The 21,051-nt window shown below is 66.4% G+C and carries 16 protein-coding genes; 11 read left to right on the top strand and 5 right to left on the bottom strand.

Annotation, left to right across the window (positions count from 1 at the left end):
* Positions 1 to 53: 53 nt before the first annotated feature.
* The 3 genes from ACHFFA_RS02595 to ACHFFA_RS02585 all read right to left on the bottom strand — a co-directional run bounded on the left by ACHFFA_RS02595 (position 54) and on the right by ACHFFA_RS02585 (position 7,054).
* Positions 54 to 2,396 (bottom strand): TonB-dependent receptor, encoded by a 2,343-nt coding sequence (locus ACHFFA_RS02595; protein WP_394269270.1) that lies wholly within the window; start codon positions 2,394 to 2,396, stop codon positions 54 to 56.
* 207 nt (positions 2,397 to 2,603) lie between these two features.
* A complete protein-coding gene (locus ACHFFA_RS02590; RefSeq protein ID WP_394269269.1) occupies positions 2,604 to 5,357 on the bottom strand; it encodes a [protein-PII] uridylyltransferase in 2,754 nt (917 codons plus the stop codon).
* The gene (locus ACHFFA_RS02585; RefSeq protein ID WP_394269268.1) at positions 5,354 to 7,054 is read right to left on the bottom strand and encodes a class I adenylate-forming enzyme family protein; all 1,701 of its coding nucleotides are present in this window, start codon (positions 7,052 to 7,054) and stop codon (positions 5,354 to 5,356) included. Before ACHFFA_RS02585 ends, ACHFFA_RS02590 begins: the two co-directional genes overlap by 4 nt.
* A 182-nt stretch (positions 7,055 to 7,236) precedes the next feature.
* Between ACHFFA_RS02585 and lgt the strand changes: the two genes are divergently transcribed.
* Complete coding sequence (lgt, locus tag ACHFFA_RS02580) at positions 7,237 to 8,148, top strand: prolipoprotein diacylglyceryl transferase (protein ID WP_394269267.1); 912 nt, start codon at positions 7,237 to 7,239, stop codon at positions 8,146 to 8,148.
* A complete protein-coding gene (locus ACHFFA_RS02575; RefSeq protein ID WP_394269266.1) occupies positions 8,145 to 9,182 on the top strand; it encodes a class I SAM-dependent methyltransferase in 1,038 nt (345 codons plus the stop codon). The genes lgt and ACHFFA_RS02575 overlap by 4 nt, the downstream gene beginning before the upstream one ends.
* A 52-nt stretch (positions 9,183 to 9,234) precedes the next feature.
* Here the strand turns inward: ACHFFA_RS02575 and ACHFFA_RS02570 are convergent, their stop codons facing one another.
* Complete coding sequence (locus ACHFFA_RS02570) at positions 9,235 to 10,686, bottom strand: sensor histidine kinase (RefSeq protein ID WP_394269265.1); 1,452 nt, start codon at positions 10,684 to 10,686, stop codon at positions 9,235 to 9,237.
* A 255-nt stretch (positions 10,687 to 10,941) separates the two neighbouring features.
* Between ACHFFA_RS02570 and ACHFFA_RS02565 the strand changes: the two genes are divergently transcribed.
* The 5 genes from ACHFFA_RS02565 (at position 10,942) to ACHFFA_RS02545 (ending at position 16,119) form a co-directional block, all read left to right on the top strand.
* Positions 10,942 to 12,105 carry an acyl-CoA dehydrogenase family protein gene (locus ACHFFA_RS02565; RefSeq protein ID WP_394269264.1) on the top strand — a complete coding sequence of 388 codons (1,164 nt, stop codon included), beginning with the start codon at positions 10,942 to 10,944 and terminating at the stop codon, positions 12,103 to 12,105.
* 44 nt (positions 12,106 to 12,149) lie between these two features.
* Positions 12,150 to 12,407 (top strand): alkylphosphonate utilization protein, encoded by a 258-nt coding sequence (locus ACHFFA_RS02560; RefSeq protein ID WP_394269285.1) that lies wholly within the window; start codon positions 12,150 to 12,152, stop codon positions 12,405 to 12,407.
* Between the two features lie 10 nt (positions 12,408 to 12,417).
* Positions 12,418 to 14,025 carry a carboxyl transferase domain-containing protein gene (locus tag ACHFFA_RS02555; protein WP_394269263.1) on the top strand — a complete coding sequence of 536 codons (1,608 nt, stop codon included), beginning with the start codon at positions 12,418 to 12,420 and terminating at the stop codon, positions 14,023 to 14,025.
* A 79-nt stretch (positions 14,026 to 14,104) separates the two neighbouring features.
* Positions 14,105 to 14,722: a hypothetical protein gene (locus ACHFFA_RS02550; protein WP_394269262.1), complete on the top strand. Its 618-nt coding sequence runs from the start codon at positions 14,105 to 14,107 to the stop codon at positions 14,720 to 14,722.
* Positions 14,723 to 14,877: 155 nt separating this feature from the next.
* The gene (locus ACHFFA_RS02545) at positions 14,878 to 16,119 is read left to right on the top strand and encodes a WcaI family glycosyltransferase (protein WP_394269261.1); all 1,242 of its coding nucleotides are present in this window, start codon (positions 14,878 to 14,880) and stop codon (positions 16,117 to 16,119) included.
* Here the strand turns inward: ACHFFA_RS02545 and ACHFFA_RS02540 are convergent.
* Complete coding sequence (locus tag ACHFFA_RS02540; protein WP_394269260.1) at positions 16,116 to 17,387, bottom strand: glycosyltransferase family 4 protein; 1,272 nt, start codon at positions 17,385 to 17,387, stop codon at positions 16,116 to 16,118. The two genes, ACHFFA_RS02545 and ACHFFA_RS02540, sit on opposite strands and share 4 nt — an antisense overlap.
* Positions 17,388 to 17,454: 67 nt before the next feature.
* Between ACHFFA_RS02540 and ACHFFA_RS02535 the strand changes: the two genes are divergently transcribed.
* The 4 genes from ACHFFA_RS02535 (at position 17,455) to ACHFFA_RS02520 (ending at position 21,049) form a co-directional block, all read left to right on the top strand.
* Positions 17,455 to 17,904 (top strand): hypothetical protein, encoded by a 450-nt coding sequence (locus tag ACHFFA_RS02535; RefSeq protein ID WP_394269259.1) that lies wholly within the window; start codon positions 17,455 to 17,457, stop codon positions 17,902 to 17,904.
* On the top strand, positions 17,901 to 19,856 hold the full coding sequence (locus ACHFFA_RS02530) for a hypothetical protein (RefSeq protein ID WP_394269258.1): 1,956 nt from the start codon (positions 17,901 to 17,903) through the stop codon (positions 19,854 to 19,856). Before ACHFFA_RS02535 ends, ACHFFA_RS02530 begins: the two co-directional genes overlap by 4 nt.
* 79 nt (positions 19,857 to 19,935) lie before the next feature.
* On the top strand, positions 19,936 to 20,490 hold the full coding sequence (gene dcd, locus ACHFFA_RS02525; RefSeq protein ID WP_394269257.1) for a dCTP deaminase: 555 nt from the start codon (positions 19,936 to 19,938) through the stop codon (positions 20,488 to 20,490).
* Between the two features lie 64 nt (positions 20,491 to 20,554).
* A complete protein-coding gene (locus tag ACHFFA_RS02520) occupies positions 20,555 to 21,049 on the top strand; it encodes a DoxX family protein (protein WP_394269256.1) in 495 nt (164 codons plus the stop codon).
* The last annotated feature ends 2 nt before the right edge of the window (positions 21,050 to 21,051 follow it).

Here is a 21,051-nt window from a genome sequence, read left to right as displayed (position 1 = left end):
AAAAGGGGCCGCCTTGCGGCAGCCCCTCTCCAAAACGGCCTTGCGACGCTGCGTCAGAACTCAAACGAAGCCTCGACGCCGATCTGCCGGCCCTTGCTCAGCGGCCGGAAGGAACCGGCAGCCGGGTAGTAGGCATAGGGGCGGTTGACCCCGGTCGAGTTGGGGCCCGGGAACGGCAGCTGGGTGTCCCCGCCGTACTGGACCTCGTCGAGCAGGTTCTTGCCGTAAAGCGAGAACGACAGCCCCTCCATCGGAGTGTTCCAGGTGATGTTGGCATCCACGCTGATGCTGTCCTGGATCCAGCCGAAATTGCTGTCGGTATAGGCGAAGCGATCGCGGTACTGGAGGTTCGCGCGCGTCACCACCGAGCCCGCGCCAATGTCGATGTCGCTGATCACGCCCGCGCCGAAGGTGAATTCGGGCACGCGCGGCAGATCGAGCTCCAGGTCGGCATCCGACACCACGCCGTCACCCGAAATGTCGAACAGGATGCGATCGTAGGAGGCATCGATGTAGCCGGCATTGGCGGTGAACAGCAGGCCGGTGCTCACCCGCATGCGGGCTTCGGCTTCCACGCCGAAGATTGAGGCATCGGCGGTGTTGAGGATGAACTGGCTGACCCCGGCGGTGGGGCTCGACTGGTTCACCTCGCGCTGCATGTCGGTGATCTTGGTGATATAGGCCGCCCCATTCAGGGTGAAGGCGCGATCGTCGGTCTGGAACTTGCCGCCGATCTCGTAATTGTCGACCTTCTCCTCGTCGAAATACGGGTTGCCGTCCGAGGCCGGGATGACGACGGTTTCGAACACCGCCGGATTGGTCACGCGGAAGTTGAAACCGCCCGAACGATAGCCGCGCGTCCAGTGGGCATAGATCTGCCCACGGTCGAACTCGTACTGCACGCCCAGCTTGGGCGACCAGTTGGTCCATTTGACGTCTTCGGCAAAACCGTTGTTCTCGCTCGGGATGAAGGGGTTGGTACCCGATGTCGGGCAGGTGCCGTCAACCACCGAACAGGCCGGCCGCGGGCGGATATAGGTCACCCCGCCGTCCTTTTCTTCCTGGCTCCAACGCAGGCCGGCGATCACGCTGAACCGGTCGGTCAGGCTGATGTTGGCATTGGCAAAGACGCCCAGCACCTTGTGATCCTGAAAACCGCCGCCGTAGAAGGTGAGCGGGCTGCTCGGCGGAAGATCGCGCACCTCGGTATAGGCGATGTTCGAATCCATCCAGAACCCGCCGACCGTCAGTTCGATGGGATCGAGGTCCATCGCATAGCGAAGTTCGTTCGAGTACTGCTCCTGCTCGGTTTCAGTATCGGAATGGAACAGGAAGAAGGGGGAGGCATCGATGTCGCCCGCCGTGGTGCCGGAATATTTGCGATAGCCGAAGATGTTGGTCAGCGTGCCGGGCCCGACATCGAGTTCGGCGGTGACCGATCCGGTCCAGATCTCGTTGTCGTAGCTGCCCGGATTGTCGATCGAGAAATCGAAGGTGTCGCGGCCGTAACGGTTGCCGTTCTGGCCCGAAGGTCCATCGCCCTCGCTGGTAAAGTAGTCGAGCTTGCCGCGGATCATCAGTGCGCCGAAGCGCCCCTCGAGCGCGCCGCGCAGGATCTTGGTTTCCGCCTCGCCGTGGTTGGAATCGTCGAAGGAATTGATGAAGTAGCCTTCGTCCTTGTTGTAATAGGCGCCGACCTTGAAGAGCAGCGTATCCTCGATCACCGGGCCGGAAATGACGCCAGAGACGGTGTAGTTCGAACCGCCACGATCATCGACCCACGGCCCGTCGACCGCCGCGCGGAACTTGCCGCGGAACTCCTCGGTCGGGTTGCCGGTGTTGATCAGCACCGCGCCGCCGGTCACGTTGCGGCCGAAGAGCACGCCTTGGGGGCCGCGCAGGATTTCGATGCTGTCGAGGTCGAACAGGTCGAACACCACGCCGCCGTTGAAGCCCAGATAGACCCCGTCGACGATGACGCCCACGGTGGGATCGATCGAGGGGATCGAGCTATTGACGCCCAGCCCGCGGATCGAGAAGTTGGCATTGCCGCGGCTGGTGCCGATCTGGTCGAGACTGACGTTCGGGGCGCTGTAGGTGAGCGACTGGATATCGCGGATCTTCAGCGCCTCGAGGCTTTCCGAGTTGAACGCGGTGACCGCCACGGGCACGTCCTGGACGTTTTCAGCGTTCCGGGTCTTGGTGCCGCTGACGACGATGGTGTCGAACGCGTCGATCGTGCCGCCGCCCTGTTGCGACTCCGTTTCCTCGGCCTGCGTTACCGTGGCATCGGTGTCCTCGTCCGTCTGCGTCTGTGCCAGCGCCGCGTGCGGGACGAGGGCGAAGCCCGCCCCCATAAACGCGAGCGTTCGCAGCGAAGCTCCGAAGATCGTCATTCCAGCTCTCCCATTTCGATTTGTATGGCCGACAAAAGGCGCAAAATCGGCGGGGGCACAAGAATATTTGTCGATTTGACCGATAGACCTGCCGCAACGTGCCAAGAAAGCATCACCTGCGAACCCGCCTTGCGTCGTTTTCGCCTTCATCCGAACGCGCTTCGAGCCGTGCCGGACGGTTAGGACAGCCCATGGCCGCGGGTCGGTTCAGGCGTCTTCCAGCTTGGCCTGCAACGCGTCGCTGGCCGCTTCGGCGAGACGCGCGGCGACTTTGTCCTGCACCGCGCCCGGCAGCAGCTTTGCCCCCTGCGCGTCGGTGACGTAGAAGGTATCGGCCGCCCTCTCGCCGTAATTGGTGACATGGGCCGAATGCACCTCGAGCCCGCATTCGAACATCACTCCGGCGAGCCGGTGGAGCAGCGCCGGACGGTCGCGGGCGTTGACCTCGATCACCGTGAAGCGATTGGACGCCTTGTTGTCGAACTCGACCCGAGGGGAAACCTCGAAGACCTTCGATCCCCGATGCGGCAGCGGACGGCGCGCCAGCCGCGGTGTGAGTTCAACGCGATTGGCCAGCGCATCGGCGATCATCCGCCGGATGCGGGCAAGCTGGCGATCTTCCATGAACGGCGCCCCGTGGGGGTCCTGCACGAGGAAATTGTCCACCGCCCAGCCATCGCGCGTGGTGTGGATGCGCGCATCGATGATGTTGGCCCCGGCCAGATGGATGCCGCCGACGATGCGGTAGAACAGCCCGGGGATGTCTTCGGCGATGACCGTCACCAGCGTCGCGCCGAGCGCCGGATAGGCTTCGCAGTGGACGCGCAAAGCCTCCTGCGCTGCCAGCGCGGCCTCGTGATGGCGCAGATTGAGCGCGATGATGTCGACCGGCTCGGCAATCCAGTAGGCATCGTCGAACAGCGGTGCGAACCGGTCGACCAGGGCGGCGCGCTCGCCCAGCGCCTCGCGCACCTCGGCCTGCTTGCGCGCCATCCGGTGCTCGCGCCCATGCCGCAGGTGGCCGAGCCGCAGCCGTTCCTGAGCGGCATCGTAGAGTTCGCCCAAGAGCTGGCCCTTCCAGTTGTTCCAGACCCCCGGCCCCACCGCCCGGGTATCGACGACGGTGAGGATCTCGAGCTGTCGCAAGCGTTCGATGCTCTGCACCCGGGCGCAGAAATCCTCGATTGTCTTGGGATCCGCCAGATCGCGCTTTTGCGCGGTGTGGCTCATCAACAGATGGTTGAGGACCAGCCATTCGACCAGTTCCGTTTCCTGCGAAGATAGTCCGAAGCGCGGGCACAGCCGCCGCGCGATCTCGGCCCCCAGCACCGAATGATCGCCGCCGCGCCCCTTGGCGATATCGTGCAGCAGGGCGGCGACATAGGCGACCCGGCGCGAGGCCACACGGCCGATCAGCCGTGTGGCTCGTGGGTGGTCGTCCTTGAGGAGGCCCCGTTCGATCTGCGACAGTAGCCCGATGGCGCGGATGGTATGCTCGTCGACCGTATAGTGGTGGTACATGTCGAACTGCATCTGCGCGTTGACCTTGCCGAAATCCGGAACGAAGCGGCCGAATACCCCGGTCTCGTTCATCCATCGCAGGACCGGTTCGGGATCGTTGCGACCGGCGAGGACGTCCAGAAACAAGGCGTTCGCGCGCGGATCGCGGCGCACGCGCTCGTCGATCAGCGCCTTGTCGCGCCCCGCCTGACGCATGGTTTCCGGATGGATTTCGAGCTGGTGCCCTTCGGCGATCGCGAACAGTTCGACGAGGCGCACCGGATCCTCGCGGAACCAGTCGTCGCGCGGGGCGGCGATCTTGCCCCCGGCGACGCGGTAGCCGGCAATGCTGCGCGGGGGCGAACGAAAGCCGGCGAAGAACCCGGCTTGCGAAGCCTTGTGCGAAAACTCTTCCTCGATATGCGCCAGGAACACCCCGGTCAGGCTGCCGACCCGCTTGGCCTGGAGGAAGTAGAAGCGCATGAACCGTTCGACCGCGCTCTGCCCCGGCCGGTCGGCGAAGTTCATCCGTTCGGCGACCTGCCGCTGCAGGTCGAAGGTCAGCCGGTCTTCCGCCCGCCCCGTCAGCACGTGCATATGGCTGCGCACCGCCAGCATGAACCGTTCGGCCCGGCGAAAGCTGCGATATTCGGCCGTGGTCATCAGCCCCGCGGGCACCAGTTCGGCGGCGCGGCGCACGTTATGGATGAACTTGCCGATCCAGAACAGCGTCTGCAGGTCGCGAAGGCCGCCTTTCCCGTCCTTGACGTTGGGTTCGACGACATAACGGCTGTCGCCCATGCGCTTGTGGCGGGCGCGGCGTTCGGCCAGCTTGTCGAGGAAGAAGCGCCGTTCCGCCCCGCGCCGGACCTCGGCATCGAAACGCGCCATTGCGGCATCGTAAAGCGCGCGGTCACCCCAGACGAAGCGCGCCTCCAGCAAAGATGTGCGGATCGTCAGGTCATCGTGCGAGAGGCGGATCAGTTCGTCGATCGTGCGGGTGGAATGGCCGGTCTTGAGGCCCAGATCCCACAGCAGGTAGAGCATCGCCTCCACCACCTGCTCGCACCAGCTGTTGCGCCGGTCGCCGACGAGGAAGGCGATGTCGATATCGGAATGGGGGGCCAGCTCGGATCGCCCGTATCCCCCGACCGCGACGATGGCGAGCCGTTCCTGCGCGGTGGGATTCGCCGCGGGATAGAGATGGGTGATCACATGTTCGTGGATCGCGCGAACCAGCTGGTCGACCAGGAAAGTATAGCCCGCGGCGATTTCGTGGCCGGCGGCCGGGGCGGCCAGCAGGCGGCGGCCCATTTCCTCGCGCCCGCGGGTGAGGGCATCGCGCAGCAGGCCGACGATTGCCGGGCGTTGCTCCCCATTCGCTTGCGCCGCCACCTCGCCGATCGCCGCCGACAGGGCACGGCGATCGATGATGGCGCGCTGATCGGGAACCTGCATCATTGCGCAGCCGGCATCGCCTCCTTGGCGTAGCGTGCCTTCAGACTGCGCTTGTCGACCTTCTGCGTACCCAGGCGCGGCAGGGTTTCGCTGGCGATCCAGAGGTATTGCGGCACCTTGTAATGCGCGATGTGTTCGGCGAGAAATTCGCGCAAATCGTCCTCCGCCAAGGTCTTGCCGGGGTGCGGCAGGTAAACCGCCGCCGGCACTTCGCCCAGGCGATCGTCGGGCAAGCCGAAGACCGAGCATTCGGCGACGTCGGGATGGGCGTAGATCGCCTCTTCGACCTCGATGCAGGAAATGTTCTCGCCCCCGCGGATGATGATGTCCTTCTTGCGATCGACGATGAAAAGGTAATTGTCCTCGTCGAGGTAACCAAGATCGCCGGTGCGGAAGTAGCCGTCGGCGGTAAAGGCTTCGGCGGTCGCCTCATCGTTGCGCCAGTAGCCGAGGAAATTGGCGATCGAGCGGATACCGATTTCGCCCATCTCGCCCTGGGCGACCGCCTTGCCGTCGTCGTCGAGGATGGCGAGATCGACCAGCGGGCGCGACGGCGCTCCGGTCGAGCCGGGCTTGGCGAGGTAGTTCTCGTTCAAATTGCCGCAGCCGACCGCGTTGGTTTCCGTCAGACCATAGCCGAGCAGCGGATTGCCGTGGGGAAAGGCGTCCTTGATCTTCGTCACATGCTCGAGCGGGCGCGGCGCGCCGCCGGCAGCGAAGCTCTTGCAGGCGGTCAGGTCGAAGCGGTCGCGCTCGGGATGGGTGGCAAGCTCATAGCTCATCAGGGGCACGCCGACGAAATAGGTCACCTGTTCCTGCTCGAGCAGCCGCAGCGCCTCCAGAGCGTCCCACTTGGGCATCATCACCAGCTTGCGGCCCAGCGCAAAGCTTTGCAGGAACAGCGGGATTTCGCCGGTCACGTGGAACAGCGGCACCGCGACCAGCGCCGAGGGCTGGACCTCGGGCGCCTCGCCCCGTTCGGTCAGCACCTGAAGGATGAGCGCGGTCTGGCAGATGTAGTTCATCGTGCCCGAAATGACGCCGAGATGATCGGAATAGGCGCCCTTGGGCGAACCCGTGCTGCCCGAGGTGTAGAGAATGGTGGCAAGATCGCGCGGCCCCAGTTCGCCCAGCATCCGCATCGCGGTATCGCCCTCGGCCCACAGCGGCTCCAGCCCTTCGGCAGGCCGCCCGTGACCGAAGGTGACGATCCGTGCGCCGGTGCTGGTGCCTTCCATCCGCGCGGCGCGCTGGGCATCGGCCAGCACCAGCGAGCATTCGCACAGCTCGATCCCGTAGGCCAGTTCCTCGCCCGTCCACCAGCCGTTGAGCAGCGTCGCGCAGCCCCCCGCCATCAGCGTGCCCATGTAGGCGATGATCCAGTTGGCGGAATTGCGCGCGGCAATGCCGACGCGGTCGCCTTTCCCGACCCCATGCCGGGTCGCCAAACCGTGGGCGACGCTGGCGGCCGCGGCATAGACCTCGCCGAAGGTCAGGCGAAGGTCGCCATCGACCAGAAACAGGGTGTCGCGTTTCTCGTTGCAGAAATGGGCGAAATAATGCGCCAGCGTCGGCGGCGCGTTCTTGAATGCCGGCATCGCGATGCCGCCGCGGTCCCCCTCGGTCAGCTCGAACATCTGGCCCGGTCCAGTGACGGCGGTAACGATGCGATCGATATCAAGATCGAGTTGGGTGGGCATTGGGGTGGCTATCCTCTTCTTCCGTTGTTCTTTCGCGCATCGTGCCCGTCCTGCACGATGGCTGCAAGCGGATGCGCGACGGGCTTTCCCCGAAGGCCCCGCTATGCCAAAAGCCGCCCGCCGATCCGGTCCGGTGCGGCCGGCGGACTTCCCGGGCGCCGATTTTCTAAGGAGAACGACCCTTGCTGTCACTACTGGCTGCAAGCGCAGCGGCGAGCGATCCGATCTACTGGTCGGAACTGGGGCTCAGCCCTTATCTGTTCCGTGCCGGCGGGTTCGAGCTGCGCTATTATTCGCTCGCCTATCTGGTGGGCATCCTGCTGGCCTACTGGCACCTGTCGCGCATGATCAAGGCCCCCGGCGCACCGCTGGCGCAGCGCCATGCGGACGATCTGTTCTTCTACTGCACGCTGGGCGTCATCATCGGCGGGCGCCTGGGTTACGCGGCCTTCTATACCGGCGGCGATACCGGCAAGCCCAGCCTGTTCACCAATTTCACTCCCGGCGAAGCGGTCAGCTGGGATCTGTTGCGGCTGTGGGACGGGGGGATGAGTTTCCACGGCGGGGTCATCGGCGTGCTGCTGGCGATCACCTGGGTCGCATGGCGGGGCGGGCTGAACTGGCTGCGGGTGTGCGACTATGTCTCGGTCAACGTGCCGATGGCCTATATGCTCGGCCGCATCGCCAACTTCATCAATGGCGAGCTGTGGGGCCGGGCGACCGACGTTTCGTGGGGCATGGTGTTTCCCGGCGGCGGCGAGGTGGCGCGCCATCCCAGCCAGCTCTATCAGGCGGGGCTCGAAGGCCTGCTGCTGGCCGTGCTGGTTCTGACGCTGTTCTGGAAGACCCGCGCGCGCTATCGCCCGGGGCTGCTGGTCGGCATCTTCACCGTCGGCATGGGCATCGGCCGCTTCGTCAACGAGTTCTTCCGCGAACCGGATGCCCAGCTGGCCGAGTTCGCTCGCCAGACCGGGCTGTCGATGGGGCAATGGCTCAGCCTGCCGATGATCGCGGTCGGGCTCGCCGTCATGGCCTATGCGCTGACCCGCCCGCCGGTAGGCGGGGCAAGGACCGCAGCCCCGCAACCGGCATGACCGCTTCGGCGGAGCGCTTCAAACGCCTTATCCGCGCCCACGGGCCGATCCCGGTCGCGCAGTACATGGCCGAGAGCAACGCGCTCTACTACGCCTCGCGCGATCCGCTCGGCGCGGGCGGGGACTTCGTGACCGCGCCCGAGATCAGCCAGATGTTCGGCGAACTGATCGGCCTGTGGTGCGCCGATCTGTGGCACCGGGCCGGCGCACCGCCCGGCATGGGCTGGGCGGAGCTTGGGCCGGGCCGCGGAACGCTGGCCGCCGATGCCTTGCGGGCGATGGCCGCGCAGGGTTTTCGCCCTGACGTCCATCTGGTGGAAAGTTCGCCCGCGCTGCGCCGCGCACAGGCCCGCGCCGTGCCGGCAGCCCGGTTTCACGAAAACATCGACACCCTCTGCGATGCCCCGTTGTTCATCGTTGCCAACGAATTCTTCGATGCGCTCGCCGTGCGTCAGCTGATCCGCACGCCGGCGGGCTGGCGCGAACGGATGGTCGGCCTCGATGGCGAAGAGCTGGCTTTCATGGCCGGCAACACCCCGATGGACGCCGCCGTGCCGCCCTTGTTGCAGGACAGCGAACCGGGAACGATCATCGAGACATCACCGGCCACGGCGGCGATCTGGCGCGATCTTGCCGACCGGGTCCGGCAGCGGGGCGGCGCCCTGCTGGCAATCGATTATGGCTATCTCGAACCGCGCCCGGGATCGACGCTGCAGGCGGTAAGGGCGCATCGCAAGATCGGCGTGTTCGATGCGCCGGGCGACATGGATCTCACCGCGCATGTCGACTTTGCGACTCTCGGCGACATTGCCCGCGAAGCAGGCTGCACGGTTCACGCCGCCACGCAGGGCGAGTGGCTCCGCGCGCTGGGGCTCGACGTACGGGCGGCGCAGCTTTCGCGCCAGTCGCCCGCAGCGGCTGAGGCCGTTGCCGACGCCCGCCGCCGGCTGACCGATGCGGACGAGATGGGCGCGTTGTTCAAGGTGATGGCAATTCAAGGGGCCGACTGGCCTTCGCCCGCCGGTTTTGCCTGACTCGCTACGCGTTTACAGGCCGCCCTTGCCCTTGGAGGGAATACCGCCTGCCCTATTCGGTCAGTGCGTCGACCGGAACCCGCATGTCCATCCGCAGCCCATCGGCCAGATATTCGCGCGCGAAGGTCCCGCGCAGCTGGCTGGTCACGGCCATCTGGATCAGGCGCGATCCGAAGCCCGGCTTGGGCTCGCCCTGCGGCGGCACGAAATCCGGCACTTGTTCGATCCATGACAGGCACAGCCATTGCTCCGGTGCCTCACCCTCGGTCCCGATGCGGACGATCGCGCGCCCGCCCGGCTTGTCGAACGCGCCATATTTCGCCGCATTGGTCGCCAGTTCGTGAAAGATCAGTGCCAGCGGCGTCGCCGCCCGCGATCCGATTGCCACCGAATCCCCTTCGACGACGATCCGCTCGCCCGAACTGTCCTGATAGGGCGCCAGAAGCTCGCGCAGCATTTCCTTGAGGCTGTCGTTGCTGCGGGTATCGATCGGGCGGACGTAATCATGAGCGGTGCCCAGCGCGCGGATCGTATCGGTGATGTCGGAAGCGAAGCTCTGCACCGCCTCGCCCTCGTTGCGCGCCCGCATGGTGATCAGGCTCGCGACGACCGCGAAGATGTTCTTGATCCGGTGAGACAATTCGCTCGCCAGCAGGTCGCGCGCCTCCGACAGGCGGTGATTGTCGTCGATATCGACGGTCGTGCCGAACCAGCGGGGCACCGTTTCGCCTTCGTCCATCACCGGCACCGCGCGGGCCAGCACCCAGCGATAGCTGCCGTCCGCCTGCCGCATCCGCCATTCCTCGGCGTGAAGGAGGTTGCCTTCGAACGCGCCCTTCCAGTGCTTGCGCAGGGTCGGCCAGTCGTCGGGATGGACGAAGGGCTCCCACCCTTCGACGGTGGCGGGGGGCATGGCCCCGGTGATCTCGCCCCAGCGGGCGTTGAACATGTCGAACAGGCCATCGGCGCGTGCCGACCAGGCGATGCCCGGCACACTGTCGAGCATGTGGCGCAGTTCCTGTTCGCGCTGGCGGATGGCCCCCATCGCATAGAGGTCCTGACGGCGGGTCTGGAGGCGTTGCATCACGCTGCGCGCAAGAAGTTCGAGACCCTCCTGCTGGAGCAAGGTCAGCCCTTCGGGCCGCGGCTTGATGTCGATCACGCACAATGCGCCCAACGGCGCGCCCTCGACCGAAACCAGCGGGGCACCGGCATAGAAGCGGATATGCGGATCGCCCGTCACCAGCAAATTGTCGGCAAAGCGGGGGTCGGCGTGGGTATCGGGAATGACCATCGTGGCCGTTCCCAGCATCGCATCAGCGCACAGGCTGCACGAACGCGGCGTTTCGTCCACTTCAAGCCCGCTGCGGGCGATGAAGCGTTGCCGCTCTTCCTCGACAAGGCTGGCCAGCGCGATCGGCGCATCGCACAGCCTTGCGGCGAACTCCACCGTGCGCTGAAGCTCGTCGTCTTCGGTCAGCCGATCGAGTCCGTAGGCCGCCATGACCGACAGCCGGTCGCCTTCGCCGCACATGGCAGGGTCCGGGCCCTGACGGGCAGGCCACAAGAGTTGCGGTTGGTAAAGCATGTCCCTCAGCCAATCGTAAAGCAACCGCCGCCTTTCGCCAAATAAAAGCTGCGGTTTGAATCGCTTGGCCCTGTCCCGCGCGTGCCGGAAAAGGACATTTGCCCGCGCCCGCCCGCTTCGCTATCGCCTCGGCCCGCCGGCCCTTTTTATCCGCAGCCTTCAGGAACGACGATGCGCGCCACTCCCGATTTCGATTTCCAGCTTGGCGAGGCGGCGGACATGATCCGCGACAGCGTCGGCCGCTTCGCCGACGAGCAGATCGAACCGCTCGCCGCGAAGGTCGATCGCGAGGACTGGTTCCCGCGCGCGGAATTGTGGCCGGCCATGGGCGAACTTGGGCTTCACGGCATTACCGTGGCGGAGGCGGACGGCGGCTTGGGCCTCGGCTATCTCGAGCATGTCGTTGCGGTCGAGGAGGTCAGCCGGGCCAGCGCCTCGGTCGGCCTCAGCTACGGCGCGCACTCGAACCTGTGCGTCAACCAGATCGCGCGCTGGGGGAACGAGGCGCAGAAGGCGAAATACCTGCCCAAGCTGATCAGCGGCGAGCATGTCGGCAGCCTCGCGATTAGCGAAGCCGGCGCCGGATCTGACGTTGTCTCGATGAAGGCGCGGGCAGAGCGGGTCGACGGCGGCTATGTCCTTAACGGCACCAAGTTCTGGATCACCAACGCGACCTATGCCGATACGCTGGTGGTCTATGCCAAGACCGGCGAGGGTTCGCGCGGGATCACCACCTTCCTGATCGAAAAGGGGTTCGACGGGTTTTCCATCGGCCAGAAGATCGAGAAGGTCGGGATGCGCGGCTCGCCCACGGCAGAGCTGGTGTTCGATAACTGCTTTGTGCCCGAGGACAATGTGATGGGCCCCGAAAACGGCGGGGTCGGCGTGCTGATGAGCGGGCTCGATTACGAGCGCGTGGTGCTCGCCGGCTTGCAGCTTGGCGTGATGCAGGCGTGCCTCGACACCGTCATCCCGTATCTTCGCGAGAGAACCCAGTTCGGCAAACCCATCGGCAGCTTCCAGCTGATGCAGGCCAAGGTTGCCGACATGTATGTCGCGCTGCAATCGGCACGCGCCTATACCTATGCCGTGGCAAAGGCATGCGATGCCGGGCAGACCACCCGCTTCGATGCGGCAGGAACGATCCTCCTCGCCAGCGAGAACGCCTTCCGCGTGGCGGCCGAAAGCGTCCAGGCGCTGGGCGGCGCTGGCTACACGCTCGACTGGCCGGTGGAACGCTACATGCGCGATGCCAAGCTGCTCGACATCGGGGCAGGCACCAACGAGATCAGGCGCATGCTGATCGGGCGCGAGCTGATCGGGGCGGCGGGGTGAGCGGCGAAGACGAATACGTATACGACGAGGACAGCGGCGAATGGATGCCGGCGTCCGAACTCGCAGCAAAACAGGCGGCGGCGAACACGGTCGAGGTGCGCGATGCGGTGGGCAATTTGCTGGCCGACGGCGATCAGGTGACCTTGATTAAGGACCTCGAGCTCAAGGGCGCAGGCCAGACGCTCAAGCAGGGCACGCTGATCAAGTCGATCCGCCTCACCGGCGACCCGCAGGAGATTGATTGCAGATATCCCGGCATCAAGGGCCTGGTCCTGCGCGCCGAATTCGTCAGGAAGCGCTGAGTATGCCGAAATGACCGCCCCCATCCTCACTACCAAGCTCGACCGCCAAAGTGCCGAGGCGAAGTCGCGGTTCACGCACAACAAGGCGCTTGCCGACGAACTGCGCGCAAAGGTTGCCGAGGCCGCGCTGGGCGGGCCGGAGAAGCATCGCGAGCGGCACGTCAGCCGCGGCAAGCTGCTGCCCCGCGAGCGGGTGGAGCGGCTGCTCGATCCAGGCTCGCCGTTCCTCGAGATCGGTCAGCTCGCCGCGAACGGGATGTACGAAGGCGATGTTTCGGGCGCGAGCATGATCGCCGGGATCGGGCGGGTCAGCGGGCGGCAGGTGATGATCGCCGCCAACGACCCCACGGTGAAGGGCGGCAGCTATTATCCGCTGACGGTCAAGAAGCACCTGCGCGCCCAGGAGATCGCGCAGGAGAACCGGCTGCCGTGCATCTACCTCGTCGACAGCGGCGGGGCGAACCTGCCCTACCAGGCCGAGGTCTTTCCTGATCGCGATCATTTCGGGCGCATCTTCTACAATCAGGCCAACATGAGTGCGCTGGGCATTCCGCAGATCGCCTGCGTGATGGGCAGCTGCACCGCGGGCGGCGCCTATGTCCCCGCGATGTCGGACGAGACGGTGATCGTGCGCGAACAGGGCACGATCTTCCTTGCCGGTCCGCCGCTGGTGAAGGCCGCGACGGGCGAGGAGATCAGCGCCGAGGATCTCGGCGGGGGCGACCTTCATGCGCGCAAATCCGGCGTAGTCGATCACCTCGCGGAAAACGACGAGCACGCGCTCACCATCGTGCGCGACATCGTCAGCCATCTCGGCGCCAACCCAGGGGCGGCGAAGGATGTGGCGCTGCGCGACCCCCGCCCGCCGAAATTCGACGCCGACGATCTCTACGCCATCATCCCCGACGACGTGCGCGCGCCCTATGACGTGCACGAAGTCATCGCCCGCATCGTCGACGGGAGCGAATTTCACGAGTTCAAGGCGCTTTACGGCAGCACGCTGGTCTGCGGGTTCGCGCATATCTGGGGCATGCCGGTGGCCATTCTCGCCAACAACGGCGTGCTGTTTTCCGAAAGCGCACAGAAGGGCGCTCACTTCATCGAGCTTGCCTGCCAGCGCCGCGTGCCGCTGTTGTTCCTGCAGAACATCTCGGGTTTCATGGTCGGCGGCAAGTACGAGGCGGAAGGCATCGCCAAGCATGGCGCCAAGCTGGTCACCGCGGTCGCCACGGCGACGGTGCCCAAGGTAACGGTCGTCATCGGCGGCAGTTTCGGGGCGGGAAATTACGGCATGTGCGGCCGCGCCTACAGCCCGCGCTTCCTGTTCACCTGGCCCAATGCCCGCATCAGCGTGATGGGCGGCGAACAGGCGGCCTCCGTACTCGCCACCGTCCACCGCGATGCCGACAGCTGGACACCCGACGAGGCCGAAGCATTCAAGGCGCCGATCCGCCAGAAATACGAGGACGAGGGCAATCCCTACTACGCCACCGCCCGGCTGTGGGACGATGGCGTGATCGACCCGGTGCAGACCCGCGACGTGCTGGGCCTCGCGCTTGCAGCAGCGCTCGAAGCGCCAATCCCCGAGCGCCCCGCCTTCGGCGTCTTCCGCATGTAAGCCAACCCCTTCGTTCGGAACAGGGGATGCGGCAAAGCATTGAAAGGCCGGAACCTCATCGAACAACAGGGAGTGCGCCGTGCAAGACCAGGAAACGACTGTCGCCATCATCGCGATCGCGCTGGTCTTGCTTGCCTTGCTGCTATGGTTCCTGAACCGGCGCCGTCAGACACAGGTCCTGCGCGACAAGTTCGGCGATGAATACGACCGGACGCTCGAAGCCAAGGGCCGGCGGAGCGAGGCCGAAGCCGAGTTGCGCGAGCGTGAGGCGCGGGTCAAGCAGCTCGAAATCCATCCGCTCGACGACAATCAGCGGATGAGGTTCACCGCGCAATGGCAGGAAGCCAAGGCCCTGTTCGTCGACAGCCCGGTCGAGGCGGTCGCGCGCGGCGACCGGATCATTGGCGAGATGATGGGCGCGCGCGGCTATCCGATGGGCGATTTCGAACGGCGGCATGGCGACCTCACCGTTCAGCATCAGGAAGTGGCCCGGCATTATCTCGAGGGGCAGGAGATCGCCCGCCGTTCGGGCGAGGCGACGACCGAGGAATTGCGCCGCGCGATCAATCATTACGAGAAGCTGTTCCACGAACTGGTCGAGGATCGCGGCGCGGCCGGACACGGGGACGACACCATGGCCAGCCAGTCGCAGTCGCAATCCTCCGAGCCGCCGGCAACCGGTCGCCCGCTGCACTAGGCTCGCGGCAACTTCCTGTGTCTTGCGGGGCATACTGACGCCGCCCCCTCTTTTCCTCGCCATCGATCTGGCATAGCCGGCAAGGACATTCCCTCCTTGCGCGATCGGATCCGGCGCTGCTCAAGACCCTGCACGAAAGTCCGCTGGCCGGGCCGATGCCGACTTTGGCGCCGCGCCGCCGGCTGCTGATCGTCGGCCTCAATTACAGGCCCGAACCGATCGGGATCGGCCCCTATACCTCGGGCCTTGCCGAGGCGCTGGCCGCACGCGGTCACGCGGTCCACTGTATCGCAGGCCAGCCCTATTACCCCGATTGGCAGCTGTTCGAAGGCCATGCGCAGCGCTGGGCCAGCACGGTCGAGAGCGGGGTCACCGTGACCCGCTGTCCGCATTATGTGCCGGCCAATCCTACCGGCGCCCGGCGGCTGGCTCATCATGCCAGCTTCGCCGCAACGGCAGAGGCGGCGATCCGCAAGGCGGTGAAAACCAGCCGTCCCGATTTCGTCATGGCGGTCGCGCCGTCGATGATCAGCGTGCCGGCAGCGCGGCGGACCGCACGCCGGCTTGGCGTGCCGTTCTGGCTCCACGTCCAGGATTTCGAGGTCGGCGCCGCCATGGCCACCGGGCTGCTGGCGGGCGGCGGGCGGCGGGCCAACGCGGCGTTGCGGTTCGAACGGCGGATGCTCGAGGGCGCCGATATGGTGTCCACCATCAGCCCGGCGATGCGCGCGATGCTGATCGCCAAGGGAATGCCCGCGGCCCGCGTCATCGAACTGCGCAACTGGGCCAATCATGCCGATGCCGTCCGTGCGGGCGACGGGGCTGCGCTGCGCCGGAAGTGGAAGCTCGAAGGACGGACGGTGGTGCTCTACTCGGGCAATATCGCCCGCAAGCAGGGGCTCGAGGTTGTCATGGGTGCGGCCCGCCAGCTTGCCGGGCGCGCGGACATCGCTTTCGTGGTGGCGGGCAAGGGGCCATGCCGCGATGCGATCGCCGCGCTGGCCGAACCGCTGGGCAATGTCATGATGCAGCCCTTGCAGGACGATGCGGCCATCGGCGCGCTCCTGCGGCTGGCAGACATCCACCTGCTGCCGCAGATCGACGGCGCTGCCGATCTCGTCCTGCCGAGCAAGATCGGCAACATCCTTGCCTCGGCACGTCCGGTGATCGCCACCACCCGCCCGGGTTCGGGCATCGCGCAAGAGCTCGATGGCTGCGGCATCATCGTTCCGCCGGGCAATGCGGATGCCCTCGCCCGGGCGATCGCCGATCTGGCGGACGATCCCGCACGGCGGACCGCACTCGGCACCTTGGGGGCAGAGCGAGCCGCGGGGCGCTGGTCGAAAACCGCGGTGGTCGACCTGTTCGAAAGCCGGATGCAGGCGCTGCTCGGTTAAAGCCCCAGTCGCGGCAGCAGCGCCCCGATCCGGTCGCGATAGACGGCGAAACTGCGGCCCGCGCTTTCGCGCCACGCAGCGACCCGCATCGATTGCAGCAGGTCCCGCCCGGCACAGAGGCGGGCCATCGCCTCGGCCAGCGCAGCGGCATCGGGGCGCGGCAGGACGATGCCGCTCTCCCCGCTCGCCCCCTCGCCGCTGGCTTCGGTGTGGATCAGCGCAAGTCCCGAGGCCATCGCTTCGGGAAGGACAATGGCCGATCCTTCGAACAGGCTGGGCAGGACTAGCACGTGGTGCGCGCGCATCAGCGCCGGGATGCTGGCCCGGGGCATGGGGCCGGTAAAGCGCACCCGCCCGGCGAAGGGCGCCAGAACCGAATCGGGCACCGCCTGCGGGCCGGCAACCGTGAGCGCCGCGTCAGACGAAGGGAGGCGCGCTATCGCGTCGAGCAGGAGGTGCATGCCCTTTCGCACCCCCACCTCGCCGACGAACAGGAAACGCACCGGTTCGCGCGCGGAGGCGGCTTGCGGCTCGCCTGCGCCGCCGAACAGCGCCTTGTCGAACGGATAGGGCAGGACATGCAGCTTGTCGGCAAGGCCCTGCACGGCGGCATGGCGATGGAGCGTTCGCGCGGCGAAGCGGCTGCCGCACAGGATGTGGGTTGCGTGCGCATATTCGCTCTGGTCGCGGGCAAGGCGCGGCTCGCTCCACGGGCGGACCGACGGATCGAGCCAGTCGCCATGGCTCTCCCGCAAGAGGGCAAGCTCGGCGTTCCAGTGCTCTCCGTGCGCGATGGTACGGTCGAGGATGCGCGGCATTCCGGAAGTACGCGGATCGGCGAAGGCGGCGAAGGACGATCCGTCGAAGCCCCAGAGCCCCAGCGGGCCCTCGCGCGCAGCGATCCCGGCGATCCGGCGCCCCATCAAGGCATTGCCCCGAGTATCGAGCCAGCGGGCGAGATCGTGCTGCCCGGCTCGGGCCGCCAGCCGTTCGGGCAGTTCGGTGAGCGCGAAGGTCCGCACGCGGGCGCGCTCGAGGGGCGGAAAGGCAAAGCGCGCCCGCTCACGCTCGATCGCTGAGCATAGCGCCGCCGGCAGCGGCAGGTTTCGCGCTGGGCCCGCGGTAAACAGCCCGGTGGCGAGAAACGCCAGCCGCCCGAGCTGGTCGAGCGCCAGCGCGACCTGTCTGCTGTGCTGGGTTCCCGGATGAAACACGGCGATCTGCATCCCATCGCCCTGCCCCAGCAGGGGGCCGGTGGCAAAAAGCATTTTCCTACAGAGCCATCCCTCTCCTAACCGCTGCGGCACATTCCGGGTCACAGGAGTAACCGAAAACATGAGCGACTCTATTCCCTTGCAGACCCCCGCGGGGTTTGCGCCGGCCTTCGCCCTGGGGCTCGACGATGGCACGGGACATCTCGCGCTGGTCAGCGATGCGCGCCCGTTGCCGGTGATGTCGCTGAGTGCGAGCAATTCCGGACCCGCTGCTGCACCGCAGCCGCTGGCAGGGGAAACTTCTGTCAGCGTGCGCGTCGGGCCGTTCGCCCCCGCGCCCGGCCGCACGATCGTCCTGACCCTGTCGGGTGAATGGGAGGGGACCGTGCGCCTGCTACGTTCGGTCGATAACGGGGTCACCTGCCATCCGCTAACCTTGGCCGGGGCGCCATGGGGCCAATACGCCGCCAACGCGTGCGAGCCTGTATGGACCGAGAACGAGGAGGCGGCGACGCTGTGGCTCGAATGTTCGGTAACGCAGGGCACCCTTTCCTATCGGGTGGCGCAATGACCGGGCTCGCCCTTCCAGCCCTCGGTCTGGCGCAACAGGCGATCCAGGCGATGCCGGCCCTGTTCGCCGACCTTCACGGACGCGTCATCCCGCCCGCCTGCCAGCGCATCGAAAGCATCGGCCACGCCCGGGCCGGATGCGGCGCAGCAAGTTACGTCTGCGACGCGCTCTCGACACCGGCACTCGCAGCGGAGCATCCGCGCTTCGCCTTTCGCGATGCAGGCGGGCGCATCTTCCGTCTGCTGCCGGAGGGCGGATCGGTCGCGGTCGAACAGGGCGGCGCAGCGGGGGACGGTGAAACGGACGATCAGGGCGCGGTGCAGGCGGCGATCGACTATGCCGAGGCCATCGGGGCAAGCGAGGTCCGGTTCGGCTCGCCCGCCTACCGGATCGATTGCCCCGCCCGCGCCTCGCCAGCGGATCGCACCCATGCCGCGGATGGCCACCCCTTGGTCGTGCGCCGTTCCCTGATCCTGCGCGGCAGCTCGGCCGTGCCGACCGTGCTCGATTTCCGGGCGCAGGGCGGAGCGGACCCGGAGACGAACTGGCAGACGGTTCCCGCAACGGCTTCTCCCGGCGCCAGCCAGGCCGTCTGGCGCGGGGGCGGGCTGTTCGTGCTCGGCGAACTGGCCGATCCCGGCGCGGCGCCCCGCAGGATTGCGCGGCTCGAACTGCACCGATTGATCTTGCAGGGCAATCGCCGCCACACCGGGCGCTATGCCTTCCCCGCCGACCCTGCGACCGGCGATGGCTGGGATATTACCGACAAGGCGCTGTGGTTGCAGGATTGCTATGCCGGGACCATCGTCTGCCGCGACGTCGCGATGATCGGCTGGAAGGGCGAAATCTTCTACCTCGCCGGGGCCGCCAACGCCGTGGAGGAGGTAAGGCTCGATCGCTGCCGCTTCGAGACCGGCAATGCCAGCGCCTTCAATCCGTCGGTCGATGCGCGGATCGTGGCCCGCGACTGCCGCTTCGGCGACTGTTTCCAGGCGCAGGAGGATGTCGCCAAGACCGCAGCCCATTACCGCGATTGCACCTGGTTCGATTGCGATCATATGGGGCTCGGCAGCGGGCCGTGCGACGGCGTGCTTCATAACAGCCAATATCCCACCCGCGATCCGCTGCGCCCCGTGCCGCAGACGCTGCTCGACGGCTGCGAGTTCAGCAATATCCGTTCGCTGGCCTTCGCCAGCTGGGTGCGCGGGTCGATCCGCACGATCGACACCACCGTGACGCTGGATGGAAAGAACGCCATGGCGCTGCGCGATACCGACTTGGCAGTCGAGGCGTGGCTTGATCGCAAAGCGGGAATTCATGCGCTGGCGCTGGTCGGGCCCGACAGCCTGACCGATCCCGTGCCCGGAGCGCCGGAGGGGACTTTCCGCCTTCCGCCGACGCAGGTTCGCGTGCGTATCGCCCATCACCGCACCGCCCTTGCCGAAGAGGCGGGCCGCGAATGGCTGGGCTGCTACTGGACGGGCTACATCGCGCGCACCTGTTCGATTGCCGTCAGCGGCAATGTCGCGGGCGGTCGGCTGCCCAATGGCGGCGTCGCCCCGCTGTCGATGCCGCGGGTCACCTATTCGGACGGCGAGGCGACCAGTCAGTCATGGCCCAGGGGCTGGTTCCGGCTGCCTACGATCGGCGCTTCGGGCGAAATCGCACCCGCCGCGCCGCTGATGACGATCGAGGCAGCGGGCGAGATCGCCGCGGACCTGACCCTCGCCCGCACGCCCGCCGGCGGGGCGGCGTTCGGCTATGCCGATGGTCAGCGCATCCGGTTCGTCAAGCAGGGCGGCAACGGCACATTGCGCTTCGTCAAGGGGGCGGCCGACGGCACCGCCGTCATCGCGACACGGGTGCTGGCATCGTCCTACGACTGGATCGAATTCACCTACAATCGCGATTGGCAGCGCTGGGAGGAAAGGGGCTTTTTCACCGGGGCCTGAAAGCGTGCGCGGCAGGCGGAGGGGGATAGGATGTCTCTCCCGCTTGCCCGCCGGCCCCGGGATCGGCCATGCCGAAGCGATGGCGATACTTTCCGACAAATGGATTCGCGAGGCGGCACGCAACCGGGGAATGATCGAACCCTTCGTCGAAAGCCAGCGGCGCGACGGCACGATCAGCTATGGCCTGTCGTCCTATGGCTATGACGCGCGGGTGGCGGACGAGTTCAAGATCTTCACCAATGTGGATAATGCGGTGGTCGATCCCAAGGATTTCGCCGCCACCAGCTTCGTCGACCGGCAAACCGATATCTGCACCATCCCGCCCAACAGCTTTGCGCTTGCGCGCACGGTCGAATATTTTCGCGTGCCCGACGATGTGCTGGTCATCTGCCTCGGCAAGAGCACCTATGCGCGCTGCGGCATCATCGTGAACGTCACTCCGCTCGAACCGGGTTGGGAGGGGCACGTCACGCTCGAGTTCTCCAACACCACGCCGCTGCCGGCAAAGATCTATGCCAACGAAGGCGCGTGCCAGTTCCTGTTCCTGCAAGGCAACGAACGGCCCGAGGTCACCTATGCCGACCGGGCGGGCAAATACATGGGCCAGCGCGGAGTGACCCTGCCCCGTCTCTGATTGCGTGCGGAACCCTCTCGCGCCGAACGCGCTTTACCCTGGCAACTGAGGCGAAAGGGCGGACATGGCAACATTGGCGGCAATCGCGGGGCGTATCCTCATCGCCGCGCTGTTCGTCCTGTCGGGGCTCGGCAAGCTGCTCGATCCCACGCCTGCGGCGCAGATGATGGCGGCGCAGTCGCCCTTCCCCGGTTCGTGGGCGATGGGCGTGGGCGTTTTCGAGCTTGCTGCCGGCCTGTTGCTTGCCAGCGGACTGATGACCCGGCTGGCGGCGCTGCTGCTGCTCGGCTTTACTGCGTTGGCCACGCTGTTCTTCCACCGCGAGATCACCGATCCGGTGCAGTCCACCATGGCGCTCAAGAACCTGGCGATCATGGGAGGGCTGCTGATGGTCTATGCCTATGGCCAGGTGCGCGGGAAAATCGGCACCTGGCGCGAACGCGACCGGGCCAACGAGGCGGAAATCCGCGCTGCCCGGGCCGAAGGGAAGGTCGCCGGCCATGAAGAAGCCGCGCGCACCGTCCATGCGCCCGAACGTCCGGGCGATCCGCGGCGCTAGCG

Source organism: Qipengyuania sp. (assembly GCF_043423005.1).
Classification (GTDB): Bacteria; Pseudomonadota; Alphaproteobacteria; order Sphingomonadales; family Sphingomonadaceae; genus Qipengyuania.
The sequence above is the reverse complement of the archived record's forward strand: the minus strand, read 5'-3'. Positions and strand labels throughout refer to the sequence as shown.

Excerpts from the sequence above, each read along its gene's own strand:
- ACHFFA_RS02595 (WP_394269270.1), bottom strand. The coding sequence starts at position 2,396 with ATGACGATCTTCGGAGCTTCGCTGCGAACGCTCGCGTTTATGGGGGCG.
- ACHFFA_RS02590 (WP_394269269.1), bottom strand. The coding sequence starts at position 5,357 with ATGATGCAGGTTCCCGATCAGCGCGCCATCATCGATCGCCGTGCCCTG.
- ACHFFA_RS02585 (WP_394269268.1), bottom strand. The coding sequence starts at position 7,054 with ATGCCCACCCAACTCGATCTTGATATCGATCGCATCGTTACCGCCGTC.
- ACHFFA_RS02575 (WP_394269266.1), top strand. The coding sequence starts at position 8,145 with ATGACCGCTTCGGCGGAGCGCTTCAAACGCCTTATCCGCGCCCACGGG.
- ACHFFA_RS02570 (WP_394269265.1), bottom strand. The coding sequence starts at position 10,686 with ATGGCGGCCTACGGACTCGATCGGCTGACCGAAGACGACGAGCTTCAG.
- ACHFFA_RS02565 (WP_394269264.1), top strand. The coding sequence starts at position 10,942 with ATGCGCGCCACTCCCGATTTCGATTTCCAGCTTGGCGAGGCGGCGGAC.
- ACHFFA_RS02560 (WP_394269285.1), top strand. The coding sequence starts at position 12,150 with ATGCCGGCGTCCGAACTCGCAGCAAAACAGGCGGCGGCGAACACGGTC.
- ACHFFA_RS02555 (WP_394269263.1), top strand. The coding sequence starts at position 12,418 with ATGACCGCCCCCATCCTCACTACCAAGCTCGACCGCCAAAGTGCCGAG.
- ACHFFA_RS02545 (WP_394269261.1), top strand. The coding sequence starts at position 14,878 with ATGCCGACTTTGGCGCCGCGCCGCCGGCTGCTGATCGTCGGCCTCAAT.
- ACHFFA_RS02540 (WP_394269260.1), bottom strand. The coding sequence starts at position 17,387 with ATGCTTTTTGCCACCGGCCCCCTGCTGGGGCAGGGCGATGGGATGCAG.
- ACHFFA_RS02535 (WP_394269259.1), top strand. The coding sequence starts at position 17,455 with ATGAGCGACTCTATTCCCTTGCAGACCCCCGCGGGGTTTGCGCCGGCC.
- ACHFFA_RS02530 (WP_394269258.1), top strand. The coding sequence starts at position 17,901 with ATGACCGGGCTCGCCCTTCCAGCCCTCGGTCTGGCGCAACAGGCGATC.
- dcd (WP_394269257.1), top strand. The coding sequence starts at position 19,936 with ATGGCGATACTTTCCGACAAATGGATTCGCGAGGCGGCACGCAACCGG.
- ACHFFA_RS02520 (WP_394269256.1), top strand. The coding sequence starts at position 20,555 with ATGGCAACATTGGCGGCAATCGCGGGGCGTATCCTCATCGCCGCGCTG.